The sequence below is a fragment of the Methylobacterium sp. 190mf genome, from assembly GCF_900107945.1.
Taxonomy (GTDB): Bacteria; Pseudomonadota; Alphaproteobacteria; order Rhizobiales; family Beijerinckiaceae; genus Methylobacterium.
The window spans coordinates 61,551-74,330 of sequence record NZ_FNVI01000016.1 but is presented as its reverse complement, the minus strand read 5'-3'; the positions used below and the strand labels follow the sequence as shown (position 1 = coordinate 74,330).

Genomic DNA, 12,780 nt, shown 5'->3' with positions numbered 1-12,780 from the left:
GGGCATTCTTGTAGGGGCCGCCGCACACCCCGCGCGAGCCCGTGCTCGCCGCGGGGTGGCGGACCGCGACGCGCGGCTCTTACGCCTTGCCGGGCGAGGCGGCCAGGGTCCCGGCCTGGATGCTCCGCCGCAGGACGCGACCGGTCTCGCCGAGGATGTAGGGCCGCGTCCCGGCGAAACCCACCTCCAGGACCAGCTCGGCCTCGCCGCTGGACACGGCGCCCCGGCCCGGATTGGCGGTGCGGAAATCGACGATCGTGCGGATCGTGCAGGTCTCGGTGTCGCAGGCGGCGCGCATCGCCCGCGGCTCGTAGCGCCGCTCGGGCCAGCGCTGGACGAAGCTGCGCTTCTCGGCGACCAGGGCCGCCGTGGTGATCGGCCGCCCGTAGAAGCGTACGCGGGTCGCGTAGTACTGGGTCGCGGCCCCGACCATGGTGTCGCTTGGACCCGAGACGGTGGCGAGGTAGCTCGTCGTCAGCGCCCGGGCGGCGGCCACGCGCTCCGCCGACGCGCCCGGCGCCGGGGCGGTCGCGGCCGGCGTCTCGGCGAGCCGGTGCGGATGGCGCGCGGGGTGGTGCAGGTGTTCCCGGACCGGCGGACGCTCCAGGGCGGCCGCCCGCTTCGGTCCCGGCGCCCGCGTGGCCGCCGCCTTCGGCAGGGCGTCCTCGCCCGGCTCGGGTCTGGCGGCCTGCCGGACCGGCTCGGCGGCGCGTACCGGCGCTTTCGCCGCGTCCTTCGTCGATTCCTTCGCCGCCTCCTGCGCCGATTCCTTTCCCGGACCCTGCGCGGAACCCTGCGCCTGCGCGGCGGCCCGGGGCGGCGGGTCGACCCAGGCGCTCTGGGCGGCGGCACCGCCCGCGAGGGCGAACGGCAGGAGCATGCCGAGGGCGAGGGCCTGGGGACGGACGGGACGTGTGGCGGACATCGGTGCCTTCCTGGCGGCCGGGGCGGGCATCATGGAGAACGCGCCCGCGTGGGTCGGGGGTTCCACGAAGGGCTCGGGCGCGCCCACATCCTGCCGAACTCCGCGACGGCGACCAGCCCGGAATTGCGGGGATGATGGGGTTGCGTTCGTGCGTTTGGGTACCAAGTCGGGGACAGACTTGGCCTTTGGCCGGTCCCGGGTTCCCTACCGCGTTCCAGACTGCCCGCTCCCCCGTGCACCGAGGCTCCCTTGGCCCGACCTGAGACCGAGTCGCCCTCCGGCCCGCTTCCCGGGAGCGCGCGATGAGCACGCAGCCGCGCCGGGCCCTGCTGCTCTGCAACGCCAAGGCGCGCAACGGCGCCCTGGATCTCGACGAGGTGCGGGAAATCCTGCGTGCGGGCGGCATCGAGCCGGAGGAGCCGCCGCCGGAAGCCGATTGCCGCGACGTGATCCGCGACCGGGCCGGCGCGGTCGATCTCGTGATCCTGGGCGGCGGCGACGGCACCATGAACTACGCCGCGCCCGCGCTGGTGGCGAGCGGCCTGCCCTTCGCGATCCTGCCGCTCGGCACGGCGAACGACCTCGCACGCTCCCTCAACCTGCCGCTCGACCCCCTGGCGGCGGCCCGCTTCATCCCGACCGCGCAGGCGCGGCCGGTGGATCTCGGCTGGGTCAACGGCCACTACTACTTCAACGTGGCGAGCATCGGCTTCTCGGCGGAGCTCGCGGGCGAGTTGACGTCCGAATCGAAGAAGACCTGGGGCGTCCTCGGCTACGCGGTGGCGGCCGTCCGGGTCCTGCGCCGGGTCCGGCCCTTCACGGTGACGATCGAGCACGACGGCGTGGTGGAGAAGGTCACCACGATCCAGGTTTCGGTCGGCAACGGGCGCCACTACGGCGGCGGCATGACCGTGGAGGAGAGTGCCGCGGTCGACGACGGCAAGCTCGATTTCTACAGCCTGGAGATCAAGCACTGGTGGCGGCTCCTCGCGCTGCTGCCCGCCCTGCGGCGGGGCACGCATGGACGGGCCGCCGACGTGCGGGCGTTCCACACCCAGGAGATCCGGCTCTCGACCCGCAGGCCCCGGCCGGTGAACACCGACGGCGAGCTGACCACGCGCACGCCCGCCCATTTCAAGGTCTTCCCGAAGATCCTGCAGGTCCTGGCGCCCGAACCGGTGCGCGGACCGGCCCCCTTCGACCTGACGGCCCTCGGGAGCCGCCTGTTCCCGACCAGCGAGGCACCGCGCCCGTGACCGATCTGCTCCAGCTCGCCAGTCAGCCCGCCGTCTGGGCTGCCCTCGCCACGCTCGTGGTGATGGAGGTGGTGCTCGGCATCGACAACCTGATCTTCATCTCGATCCTGACCAACAAGCTGCCGCCCGAGCATCAGACGCGGGCGCGGCGCATCGGGATCGGGCTGGCTCTGATCCTGCGGCTGGGGCTGCTCGGCACGGTGGCGTTCATCGTGCACCTGACCGAGCCGGTCTTCTCGGTGCTGGGCCAGGACTTCTCCTGGCGCGACATGATCCTGATCGGCGGCGGCCTGTTCCTGCTCTGGAAGGCGACCAAGGAGATTCACCACACGGTGGATCCGGAGCCCGAGACCCCGGGCGTGACCGGGGGTACGATCGGCTTCGGCGCGGCGATCGGCCAGATCCTGCTCCTCGACCTCGTCTTCTCCATCGACTCGATTATCACGGCGGTCGGCATGACCGAGCACGTGCCGGTGATGATGGTGGCGGTGGTGGTCGCCGTGGTGGTGATGCTGGTCGCCGCCGAGCCGCTCTCGGCCTTCATCGCCCGAAACCCCACCGTGGTGATGCTGGCCCTCGGCTTCCTGATCATGATCGGCATGACGCTGATCGCCGAGGGGTTCGGCGCGCACGTGCCGAAGGGCTACATCTACACCGCGATGGCCTTCTCGGCCGGCGTCGAGGGCCTCAACATGCTGGCCCGCCGGCGCCGCCGTCCCGCCCGGGACGGCGCCCCCGCGTCGACCGGTCCGGCGCGGCGCGCCTGAGAGGGAGCGACCGTCATGCGGATGCGCGCGGCCCTCCTCCTCCTGCTCCTCCCCGCCGCCGTCCACGCAGAGACGAAACCGATGGCGCCCGATCCGACGGTCCTGCACGACCTCGCCCCCACCGGCACGCTGCGGGCGGCGATCAACCTCGGCAATCCGGTCCTGGCCCAGGCCGGCGCCGACGGCCCCGCGGGGGTGTCGGTCGACCTCGCGCGGGCGCTGGCGGCCCGACTCGGCGTGCCGGTGGCGTTCGTGACCTTCCCGGGGGCCGGCGCGGTCTCGGGCTCGGCGGGCTCCGGGACCTGGGACATCTGCTTCCTGGCGATCGACCCGAAGCGGGCGGAGGGGATCGCCTTCACGGAGCCCTACGTGCTGATCGCCGGCAGCTACCTCGTGCCGGCCGCCTCGCCGATCCGCTCCCCGGAGGCGGTGGACCGCGACGGCGTGCGCGTGTCGGTCGGGCGCGGGAGCGCCTACGACCTGTATCTGACCCGCGCCCTCCAGCACGCGACCCTGGTGCGGGCGCCGACCTCCGCCGAGGCGGTCACGGCCTTCGCCCGGGACGGGCTCGACGTCGCGGCCGGCGTCCACCAGCCCCTCGCCGGCTACGCGGCGGCCCACCCGGAGGTGCGGCTGCTGCCGGGGCACTTCATGGAGATCCCGCAGGCGATGGGAATGCCGGTCGGGCATCCGGCCGGCGCCGCGTATCTCGCGGATTTCGTCGCGCGGGCGAAGCGGGACGGGCTGGTGCGGCGCGGTCTGGAGGCCAGCGGACAGGATCCGGATCTGGCGGCGCCATGAGTTATCGGCGGCCATCGAACCCGCACACCTCGTCCTGAGGTGCGAGCGGAAGGAGCCTCGAAGGAGCCTCGAAGGAGCCTCGAAGGAGCCCTTTCAGGGCTCGTGCGGCCGACTGGATCCCTCATTCGAGGCCTGCCGGGGCAGGCACCTCACGATCGGATCTACGGACGGACAGAGGATCGAGCGGAACGTCACGATCCGGGGTTCTCTCCATGTCCCGAGGAGGCTCTCGGCCGGCGTCACGCGCTCCGTCATCACGAGCGAAGCGAAGTGACCCAGGGTAGCGCGACCTCGGTGGGCGTCGTGCCGCTGGGTTGCTTCGCTCCGCTCGCAAAGACGGTCAGATCGATGCCATCAACCGGACGCCGGATCACACCACCAGGTTCACGATCCGCCCCGGCACCACGATCACCTTCCGCGGCGCCTTGCCCTCCAGCACCTTCTGGACGGCCTCCAGCGCCAGGGTCGCGGCCTCCACGGCCTTGGCGTCGGCGTCCCGCGGCACGGTCACGTCCGCGCGCTTCTTGCCGTTGATCTGGACCGGCAGGGTGATCTCGTCCTCGACCAGGAGCCCCGCCTCGGTCTCGGGCCAGGGCGCCTGGGCGACGAGGCCACCGCGGCCGAGGACGGACCAGCACTCCTCGGCGAGGTGCGGCATCATCGGGGCGATGAGCTGCACCAGGATGCCGGCCGCCTCCTGGGCGGCACCGGCCGAGACCGGCCCGCGCAGGCCGTCCTCCAGGGCGTTGGCCAGGGTGTAGATGTGGGCGACGCAGCGGTTGAAGCGCAGGCGCTCGATATCGTCCTGCACGGAGGCGAGCGCCCGGTGGGCGGCCTTGCGCAGGGTCAGGTCCGCGGCGCCGTCGCCCGCCGCCTGCCCGGCCGCGTTCACCAGCCGCCAGACCTTCTGGACGAACCGGGCCGCGCCCTGCACGCCCTCCTCGGTCCAGATCACGTCGCGCTCGGGCGGCGAGTCGGACAGCATGAACCAGCGCGCCGTGTCGGCCCCGTAGCTCGCGATGATGTCGTCGGGGTCGACCACGTTCTTCTTCGACTTCGACATCTTCTCGATCGGGCCGATCGCGATCGGCGCCTGAGTTTTCACGTGAAACGCGCGGCGCTCGCCCTCCTCGGTGGCGAAGCGGATCTCGGCCGGCGGCACCCAGGCGCCGGCCGCGTCCTTGTAGGTCTCGTGGACGACCATGCCCTGCGTGAACAGGCCGGCGAACGGCTCGGCCACGCCGGCCCAGCCGGTCTCGCGCATCGCCCGCATGAAGAACCGGGCGTAGAGCAGGTGCAGGATCGCGTGCTCGATGCCGCCGATATACTGGTCCACCGCCAGCCAGCGGTCGACCACGGCCCGGTCGGTGGGCGCGTCCGCCAGCCAGGGCGCGGTGAAGCGCGCGTAGTACCAGGACGAGTCGACGAACGTGTCCATCGTGTCGGTCTCGCGCCGGGCCGGCGCGCCGCAATGCGGGCAGGGCACGTTCCGCCACGCCGCGTCGCGCTCCAGCGGGTTGCCGGGCTGATCGAACGACACCTCCTCGGGGAGCTTCACCGGCAGGTCGGCCACCGGCACCGGGACCGGGCCGCAGCTGTCGCAGTGGATGATCGGGATCGGGCAGCCCCAGTAGCGCTGCCGGGAGACGCCCCAGTCGCGCAGGCGGAACTGGACCTTGCGCCGGGCGACCCCCTCCCCTTCGAGGCGCCGGGCCACGGCCTCGAAGGCCTCGTCCGTGCGCATCCCGTCGAGGAAGCGCGAGTTGATCATCCGCCCGTCCTCGACATAGGCGGTGTCGGTGATCACGAAGCTCGCCGGATCCTGCCCTTCCGGGCAGACCACGGGCGTGTTGCCGAGCCCGTACTTGTTGGCGAAATCGAGGTCGCGCTGGTCGTGCGCCGGGCAGCCGAACACCGCGCCGGTGCCGTACTCCATGAGCACGAAGTTCGCCACGTAGACCGGCAGCTCCCAGGACGGGTCCAGGGGATGGCGGACGGTCAGGCCGGTGTCGAAGCCGTGCTTCTCGGCGGTGTCGATGGCGGCCTGGGCGGTGCCGGTGCGACGGCACTCCTCGATGAAGGTCTGCAGCTCCGGCCGTCCCTCGGCCAGCGCGGCGGCCAGGGGATGGTCGGCGGCGATCGCCAGGAACTTGGCGCCGAACAGGGTGTCGGGCCGGGTCGTGTAGACGGTCACCGGATCGGCCGCGCCGGCCACCGGCCGGGCCAGGGCGAACTGAACCTCCAGGCCCTCCGAGCGGCCGATCCAGTTCTTCTGCATCAGCCGGACCTTCTCGGGCCAGCGGTCCAGCCCGTCCAGGGCGGTCAGCAGGTCCTCGGCGAAGTCGGTGATCTTGAAGAACCACTGGGTCAGCTCGCGCTGCTCCACCAGCGCGCCGGAGCGCCAGCCGCGGCCGTCGATCACCTGCTCGTTGGCCAGCACCGTGTGGTCCACCGGGTCCCAGTTCACCTTCGCGGTGCGGCGGGTGACGAGGCCCTTGGCCAGGAAGTCCAGGAACATGCGCTGCTGGTGCTTGTAGTAGTCGGGATCGCAGGTCGCGATCTCCCGGCTCCAGTCGAGCGACAGGCCCATGGCCTTCAGCTGGTCGCGCATCGACGCGATGTTGGCGTAGGTCCAGTCCCGTGGGTTGACCTTGCGCTCCATGGCGGCGTTCTCGGCCGGCAGGCCGAAGGCGTCCCAGCCCATCGGGTGCAGCACGTTGAAGCCGCGGGCGCGCTTGTAGCGGGCGACCACGTCGCCCATCGCGTAGTTGCGGACGTGGCCCATGTGGATGCGCCCCGACGGGTAGGGGAACATCTCGAGCACGTAGTATTTCGGGCGGCCGTCGGCATTGTCGGTCTCGAACAGCCGCTTCTCGGCCCAGGCCTCCTGCCAGCGCGGCTCGGCATCCTTGGCGTTGTAGCGCTCGACGGGCTGGGGGGCGGTGCTGGCGGTCATGGATCCGGCTGCGTCAGGGGCTCGTCGGTCATTCCGAAGGATGACCACGGCACGGTCGCGCCGCGATAGCATATCTGCGCCGCAGCCGGTCAACGCGGCGCGCGATTCGGGCTTGCGCGGGGCGCGCGAACGCATAGGTCGGCGGGGATCAGGCGCGACGACGACGCGCGCCGAGGCTCATACCACGCAGACCGACGCCCGGCAGCGACAGGACAGGCACGCCATGGACGACGCGACGACCGGCACGAACGCCCCTCCGACCGACGGGATGGGACAGAGGACCGACAAGCTCCCCGTCGGTCAGGCCGATGTCGCGGCCGGGCTCGCCGAGGTGCGCGCCGCCATCGCCCGCGCGGCCGAGGATTCGGAGCGCGACCCGGCCGAAGTGCAACTCGTGGCGGTCTCCAAGACCGTACCGGCCGAGGGCATCCTGCCGGCGCTGAAGGCCGGCCATCGCGTCTTCGGCGAGAACTACGTCCAGGAATCCACCGCGAAGTGGCCGGCCCTCCGCCACCGCTTCCCGGACGTGGAGCTGCACCTCGTCGGGCCGCTGCAATCCAACAAGGCCCGGGAGGCGGTGGCGCTGTTCGACGTGATCCACTCCCTCGACCGGCTGTCGCTCGCGGCGGCCCTGGCCAAGGAGATCGAGCGGTCCGGCCGGACCCCGAAGCTGCTCATCCAGGTCAACACCGGCGCGGAACCGCAGAAGGGCGGCGTGCTCCCGGACCAGCTCGCCACCCTCCTGTCGGAGTGCCGGGAGACCCACGGGCTGGCGATCCAGGGCCTGATGTGCATCCCGCCCGCGGACGACCCGCCCTCCGCCCATTTCGCCCTGCTGGCCCGGCTCGCCCACGAGCACAACCTGCCGATCCTCTCCATGGGCATGAGCGCGGACTTCCCGGCGGCGATCCAGCTCGGCGCCACCCATGTCCGGGTCGGGACCGCGATCTTCGGGGCCCGGACCCGGAAGGCCTGACGCTGGGCCCGGGCCTCAACCTGGGCCCGGGCCTCAGCCGATCCGCAGGTGCGTCCGCGGCCCGAGGCGCCCGAGCAGGCGCAGGAGATCGGCCCGGGCCAGGGCGACGCAGCCCTCCGTGGGGCGGTAGCCGTCCCGGGCGATGTGCAGGAAGATCGCCGAGCCCCGCCCCTTCCGGATCGGGGCGCGGTTGTAGTCGAGGTCGATCACCACGTCGTAGAGCCCGTCGCCCCGCCACATCGATTCGGCGCTGACCCCCGGGACCGGCAGGCGGATCGGCCGGTTGTAGCGGCGGTCCCGGCTCTCGTCGCACCAGCCGTCGTCGGGGCGGGTCGCCCGCAGGGGCAGCAGCGTGCGCGGCCGGACCGCGAGGTGGTCGGGCCGGTACGCGCCGCCGCGCAGGCGGAAGCGCCCGCGCGGCGAGCCGCCGTCGCCCTCGCGCTTGTCGCCGACGATCCCGCCCGCCCCGAGGGCGCAGGGAATCACCGCCGGGCCGACGAGGAGCTGCCCGCGCCGCCGGTCCCCGACGAGGGCGCGGACGCGGATCTCCCCCAGGGTCAGGCGGATGGGTCCCCTGCTCGGCCGCCGCATCTCCGTCCTCCCGAATCCGCCCGGTCCCGGGGCCTTATGCCCGGGATCGGTACTTCGAACCGGTGAAAAATTGCGCACAAGGCAACTTCCGGCCACAAAGGATGCTCTATCTCTCGGTTGAACCCGGGCCGCCGAGCCGGGATTCGGGAGCGCGCCAGCCCCCCGCCGCGCCGCGGGGACCGCCGCCGTGATCCCGGAGCGGCGCGCCCCCGATCCCGCAGCCCGTTCGCCGGGGCGCTTGTCACGGCGGCGAAAGGATGCGGAAACACAAGCCTGGGTAGGGTCGTCGCGCGATCCTGCCGAGATCTGACATCATCGCATGCTGCACCCGGCAGGCGGCCCTCGCCCCTCCCGCAGCACGCATTGGGGCCCGGACGATGCCGAATGTCTACCGCCTGCTGATCTGCGACGACGACGCGGTCCTGCGCGATACCCTGACCGAGCAGCTCGATCTCTGCGACGAGTTCACGGTCTTCACCGAGGCCAACGCCACCGACGCGATCCGGCGGGTCGCCGCGGAGCGGATCGACCTCGCCGTCATGGATGTCGGTTTGCCCGACCTCGACGGGCGCGAGGCCGTGCGCCGGATGCGCGCCGCCGGCTTCCGCGGCCCGGTGATCATGCTGACCGCCCAGGATTCCGAGGCCGACCACGTCGAGGGGCTGGAGGCCGGCGCCAACGACTACGTCACCAAGCCGTTCAAGTTCGGCATCCTGCTGGCCCGGATCCGCGCCCACCTGCGCAGCCACGAGGCCTCCGAGGACGCGGTCTTCCAGATCGGCCCGTACACGTTCCGCCCGGGCGCCAAGCTCCTCGTCGGCGAGCGCGGCTCCAAGCTGAAGCTCACCGAGAAGGAGACCGCGATCCTGCGCTTCCTCTACCGGGCGGGCCGGGCCGTGGTGAACCGCGACACCCTGCTGGCCGAGGTCTGGGGCTACAACGCCCAGGTGACCACGCACACGCTGGAGACGCATATCTACCGGCTGCGCCAGAAGATCGAGCCGAACCCCGCCACCGCCGCGATCCTCGTGACCGAGGGCGGCGGATACAAGTTGCTGCCCTGACGAATTGAAGCTTTACGTGTAGGCGATCCGGCGGGTTCGCGTATGCGCAGGGTGGTGAGGCGTTCTTGGGGCTCGACGACGATATCGCGATCCTCGCGGCCGCGCCGCTGTTCGGCTTCCTCGACCGGGACGCCCTGCGCCTGCTGACCTTCGCGGCCGAGCGGCGCGACCTCGCGGACGGCGACCTGCTCTTCGCCCGCGGCGATCCGGCCGACGGCGGCTTCGTGGTGATGGCGGGCACGATCCGCCTGGAGCCCCGGGTTCCGACGGCCGAGCCGGTGCGGGCCGGGCGCTCGGCCCTGATCGGCCAGCTCGCCCTGTTCGTGCGCGGGACGCGCCCGACCGAGGCCCGGGCCGAGGGGAGCGCCGCGGTGATGCGGATCACCCCGATGCTGATGCGCCGCGTGCTGGAGGAGTTCCCCGCCGCCGCGCGGGCCGTCCACGACACCCTGGCGGACGACCTCGCCGGGCTGGTGACCGATCTCGATCAGGTGCGCGAACTGCTCGAGGTCATCGACGGCATCTCCTCAGGTGACAGCTCCGGTGGCCGCTTGTAAGCACGGGCTCCCGCCGCAAGAGTTCTGACCCGTCCCATGTCCCAGGCCGGCAAGCCCCATTCCGATCTCGCCCATTCCGATCTCGCCCAGACCATCGAAGCCGCCTGGGACGACCGCGCCAACGTGTCGACCGCCACCAAGGGCGCGGTGCGCGAGGCGGTCGAAGCGGCCCTGGAGCTGCTCGATTCGGGTAAGGCCCGCGTCGCCGAGAAGTCGGGCAACCACGACTGGGTGGTGAACCAGTGGCTGAAGAAGGCGGTGCTGCTCTCCTTCCGCCTCAACGACATGGCGACGATCGAGGGCGGCCCCGGCGGCGCGCCCTGGTGGGACAAGGTCGCGTCGAAATTCGCCGGCTGGGGCGAGGCCGAGTTCCGCGCCGCGGGCCTGCGCGCCGTGCCGGGCTGCTTCGTCCGCCGAGGCTCCTACATCGCCCCCGGCGCCGTGCTGATGCCGAGCTTCGTCAATCTCGGCGCCCATGTCGGCGAGGGCACGATGGTCGACACCTGGGTGACGATCGGCTCCTGCGCGCAGGTCGGGAAGAACTGCCACATCTCGGGCGGCGCCGGTATCGCGGGCGTCCTGGAGCCGCTCCAGGCCAATCCGGTGATCATCGAGGACGACTGCTTCATCGGCGCCCGCGCCGAGGTGGCGGAGGGCGTCATCGTCGGCCAGGGCAGCGTCCTGTCCATGGGCGTCTATATCGGCGCCTCCACCAAGATCGTCGACCGGACCACCGGCGAGGTCATGTACGGCCGGGTGCCGCCCTACTCGGTGGTCGTCTCGGGCACGATGCCCGGCAAGGCGCTGCCGGACGGCACGCCGGGCCCGGGCCTCTACTGCGCGGTGATCGTCAAGCGCGTCGATGCCGGCACGCGGTCCAAGACCGCCATCAACGAGCTGCTGCGCACCTGATTCATCCGGGACCTGGCGGGAGCGCGATGGAGACGTCCGAGCTGACCCTGACGGTGGCGGGCCGGACGGTGCCGACCCCCTGCGACCGGATCGGGGCGGGGCCGGACGCGCTCCTGCTCCCGGCCCTGTCGACCATCTCGGCGCGGGCCGAGATGCGCGGCCTCGCCGGCCGCCTCGGGACGGAGTACCGCTGCCTCGTCCCCGACTGGCCGGGCTTCGGCGCCCGGCCGCGGGCGCGGGTGCCCCTCGCCCCGGCGACCTTCCACGCCTTCTTGGACGCCCTGCTGGCGGCCGCGCCCGGCCCCTACGCCCTCGGCGTCGCGGCCGGCCACGCCGCCGGCTACCTCGTGGCGGCGGCGCGGCGCCACCCGCGGGCCTTCGGGCGGCTGGTCCTGGTGGCCCCGACCTGGCGGGGACCGCTGCCCACCGCGATGCCGGGGCGGGCGCACTGGTTCCCGCGCATCCGCCGGGCCGTGGAGGCCCCGCTCCTCGGCGAGGCGCTCTACCGGATCAACATCAGCCCGCCGATCATCGGCCGGATGATGCGCGCCCACGTCTACGCCGACGCGGCCCGGGTCACCCCGGCGGTGATCCGCGACAAGCACGCCATCACCCGCCAGCGCAACGGCCGCTTCGGCACCGCCGCCTTCGTCACCGGCGGCCTCGACCCGGTGGGCAGCCGCGACGCCTTCCTGGCCCTGTTCGGCGACGGCCTGCCGCCGACCCTGGTGCTGCGCCCCGCGGGCGCCCCGCGGCGCTCGGGCGCCGAGATGGACGCCCTCGTCGCCGGCGGCCGCGTGACCGGCGCCGCGATCCCCGGCGCTCTCAGCCCGCACGAGGAGCATCCGGACGCCGTGGCCGCCGCGATCCGGGCGGCGTGAGCGCGGCGCGCGGGCCGGCGCGTGTGACAAGCGGCCCGGATCGCCGCCGCCCCGCCCTGGACAGGCGTGTGTGCCTGTGCAGGGACTGAACGGGCCGGCTGAGCCGTTCCTCCGGCAGCGGGCGCGCCCCGCAGATTCCATCCGAGAGAGTCCCGGATCCGATGCTGCGCACGCCGTCCCTGCCCCTCCTCGCCCCGGCCGCCCTCGCCCTCCTCCTGGCCTTCGCGGCCCGCGCCGAGGATTCCCCCCGCCCAGCCCCCTCGGCCCCCCCGGCAACACCGGCGGCCCCGTCCCTCGGCGCCGACACGCTGAAGCCCGGCAAGCCGGCCGTGAAGCCCTATCTGGCCGACGCGGCGGTGCCGGACGCCGTCCAGTTCCTGCCCTCTCCGCCGGCCCACGACGCGCCCCTCGACAAGGCCGACCGGGCGGCCTTCAACAGCACCCGCGCCCTCAAGGGGTCGCCGCGCTGGGAGCTGGCCGCCAACGACGTGTCCGAGGGCGCCGCCGCCGTCCTGGAGAACTTCGCCTGCGTGCTCGGCACCCGGATCGATCAGGCGCGGGTGCCGGCGGTGATCAACCTCCTGGAGCGCGCCCGCCTGGATCTCGCCCGGGCGACGCGGGGACCCAAGGTCCATTACCGGCGCCTCCGCCCGTTCGTCGGCAACGAGGCGCCGATCTGCGTGCAGCGCAGCCAGGCCCTGGCCGACAGCTTCAGCTACCCGTCGGGCCACGCCACGCAGGGCTGGGCCTACGCGCTGATCCTCGCGTCCCTGGTGCCCGAGAAGGCGACCCCGATCCTGGCCCGCGGCCGGGCCTACGGCGAGAGCCGGATCGTCTGCGGCGTGCACTGGCTCAGCGACGTGGCCGCGGGACGCCTGACCGGCACCGCGGTCTTCGCCACCCTGATGGGCGACGCGGCCTTCCGCGCCGATCTCGACAAGGCCCGCGCCGAGCTTCGCGGCGCCCTCGCCAGCCCCGGGACGGTTCCCGATCAGGCCGCCTGCACCCGGGAGGCGACCGCCCTGCGGGAGCCCCCACTCGAGTTCTAGGCGCGAACGATTGTAGATTTGAACGCTTCCAAGTGTGTGATTTAC

General features: G+C 72.7%; 12 protein-coding genes. 9 read left to right on the top strand and 3 right to left on the bottom strand.

Features of this window, described 5'->3' with window-relative positions; translation table 11 throughout:
- Positions 1–79 precede the first annotated feature (79 nt).
- A complete protein-coding gene (locus C4T42_RS19345) occupies positions 80–925 on the bottom strand; it encodes a hypothetical protein (RefSeq protein ID WP_026605104.1) in 846 nt (281 codons plus the stop codon).
- Positions 926–1,227: 302 nt separating this feature from the next.
- Here C4T42_RS19345 and C4T42_RS19340 point away from each other — a divergent pair, with 302 nt between their 5' ends.
- Genes C4T42_RS19340 through C4T42_RS19330 form a run of 3 tightly spaced genes read left to right on the top strand, consistent with a single transcriptional unit; the run spans position 1,228 to position 3,749 of the window.
- Positions 1,228–2,181, top strand: coding sequence for a lipid kinase (locus tag C4T42_RS19340; protein ID WP_020094276.1), 954 nt, complete (start codon positions 1,228–1,230; stop codon positions 2,179–2,181).
- Positions 2,178–2,948: a TerC family protein gene (locus C4T42_RS19335; protein WP_020094277.1), complete on the top strand. Its 771-nt coding sequence runs from the start codon at positions 2,178–2,180 to the stop codon at positions 2,946–2,948. Before C4T42_RS19340 ends, C4T42_RS19335 begins: the two co-directional genes overlap by 4 nt.
- 15 nt (positions 2,949–2,963) lie before the next feature.
- Positions 2,964–3,749, top strand: coding sequence for an ABC transporter substrate-binding protein (locus C4T42_RS19330; RefSeq protein WP_020094278.1), 786 nt, complete (start codon positions 2,964–2,966; stop codon positions 3,747–3,749).
- 370 nt (positions 3,750–4,119) lie between these two features.
- Here C4T42_RS19330 and leuS read toward each other — a convergent pair whose 3' ends face one another.
- The gene (gene leuS, locus C4T42_RS19325; protein ID WP_020094279.1) at positions 4,120–6,705 is read right to left on the bottom strand and encodes a leucine--tRNA ligase; all 2,586 of its coding nucleotides are present in this window, start codon (positions 6,703–6,705) and stop codon (positions 4,120–4,122) included.
- A 268-nt stretch (positions 6,706–6,973) separates the two neighbouring features.
- Between leuS and C4T42_RS19320 the strand changes: the two genes are divergently transcribed.
- Positions 6,974–7,681 carry a YggS family pyridoxal phosphate-dependent enzyme gene (locus C4T42_RS19320; protein ID WP_170855234.1) on the top strand — a complete coding sequence of 236 codons (708 nt, stop codon included), beginning with the start codon at positions 6,974–6,976 and terminating at the stop codon, positions 7,679–7,681.
- A 33-nt stretch (positions 7,682–7,714) separates the two neighbouring features.
- Here C4T42_RS19320 and C4T42_RS19315 read toward each other — a convergent pair whose 3' ends face one another.
- Complete coding sequence (locus C4T42_RS19315; protein WP_103985646.1) at positions 7,715–8,272, bottom strand: L,D-transpeptidase family protein; 558 nt, start codon at positions 8,270–8,272, stop codon at positions 7,715–7,717.
- Positions 8,273–8,649: 377 nt separating this feature from the next.
- Here C4T42_RS19315 and C4T42_RS19310 point away from each other — a divergent pair, with 377 nt between their 5' ends.
- The 5 genes from C4T42_RS19310 (at position 8,650) to C4T42_RS19290 (ending at position 12,735) form a co-directional block, all read left to right on the top strand.
- On the top strand, positions 8,650–9,336 hold the full coding sequence (locus tag C4T42_RS19310; protein ID WP_020094282.1) for a response regulator transcription factor: 687 nt from the start codon (positions 8,650–8,652) through the stop codon (positions 9,334–9,336).
- A gap of 65 nt (positions 9,337–9,401) precedes the next feature.
- Positions 9,402–9,893: a Crp/Fnr family transcriptional regulator gene (locus C4T42_RS19305; protein ID WP_020094283.1), complete on the top strand. Its 492-nt coding sequence runs from the start codon at positions 9,402–9,404 to the stop codon at positions 9,891–9,893.
- A gap of 36 nt (positions 9,894–9,929) precedes the next feature.
- Positions 9,930–10,805, top strand: a complete 876-nt coding sequence (dapD, locus tag C4T42_RS19300) for a 2,3,4,5-tetrahydropyridine-2,6-dicarboxylate N-succinyltransferase (RefSeq protein ID WP_020094284.1) — start codon at positions 9,930–9,932, stop codon at positions 10,803–10,805.
- Between the two features lie 26 nt (positions 10,806–10,831).
- The gene (locus C4T42_RS19295) at positions 10,832–11,686 is read left to right on the top strand and encodes an alpha/beta hydrolase (protein WP_103985645.1); all 855 of its coding nucleotides are present in this window, start codon (positions 10,832–10,834) and stop codon (positions 11,684–11,686) included.
- Positions 11,687–11,847: 161 nt separating this feature from the next.
- On the top strand, positions 11,848–12,735 hold the full coding sequence (locus tag C4T42_RS19290; RefSeq protein WP_103985644.1) for a phosphatase PAP2 family protein: 888 nt from the start codon (positions 11,848–11,850) through the stop codon (positions 12,733–12,735).
- Positions 12,736–12,780 lie beyond the last annotated feature (45 nt).

Bases quoted from the DNA above. Each gene is read 5' to 3' on its own strand.
- C4T42_RS19290 (WP_103985644.1), top strand. From the start codon at position 11,848: ATGCTGCGCACGCCGTCCCTGCCCCTCCTCGCCCCGGCCGCCCTCGCC.
- leuS (WP_020094279.1), bottom strand. From the start codon at position 6,705: ATGACCGCCAGCACCGCCCCCCAGCCCGTCGAGCGCTACAACGCCAAG.
- dapD (WP_020094284.1), top strand. From the start codon at position 9,930: ATGTCCCAGGCCGGCAAGCCCCATTCCGATCTCGCCCATTCCGATCTC.
- C4T42_RS19345 (WP_026605104.1), bottom strand. From the start codon at position 925: ATGTCCGCCACACGTCCCGTCCGTCCCCAGGCCCTCGCCCTCGGCATG.
- C4T42_RS19320 (WP_170855234.1), top strand. From the start codon at position 6,974: ATGGGACAGAGGACCGACAAGCTCCCCGTCGGTCAGGCCGATGTCGCG.
- C4T42_RS19315 (WP_103985646.1), bottom strand. From the start codon at position 8,272: ATGCGGCGGCCGAGCAGGGGACCCATCCGCCTGACCCTGGGGGAGATC.
- C4T42_RS19330 (WP_020094278.1), top strand. From the start codon at position 2,964: ATGCGGATGCGCGCGGCCCTCCTCCTCCTGCTCCTCCCCGCCGCCGTC.
- C4T42_RS19340 (WP_020094276.1), top strand. From the start codon at position 1,228: ATGAGCACGCAGCCGCGCCGGGCCCTGCTGCTCTGCAACGCCAAGGCG.
- C4T42_RS19295 (WP_103985645.1), top strand. From the start codon at position 10,832: ATGGAGACGTCCGAGCTGACCCTGACGGTGGCGGGCCGGACGGTGCCG.
- C4T42_RS19310 (WP_020094282.1), top strand. From the start codon at position 8,650: ATGCCGAATGTCTACCGCCTGCTGATCTGCGACGACGACGCGGTCCTG.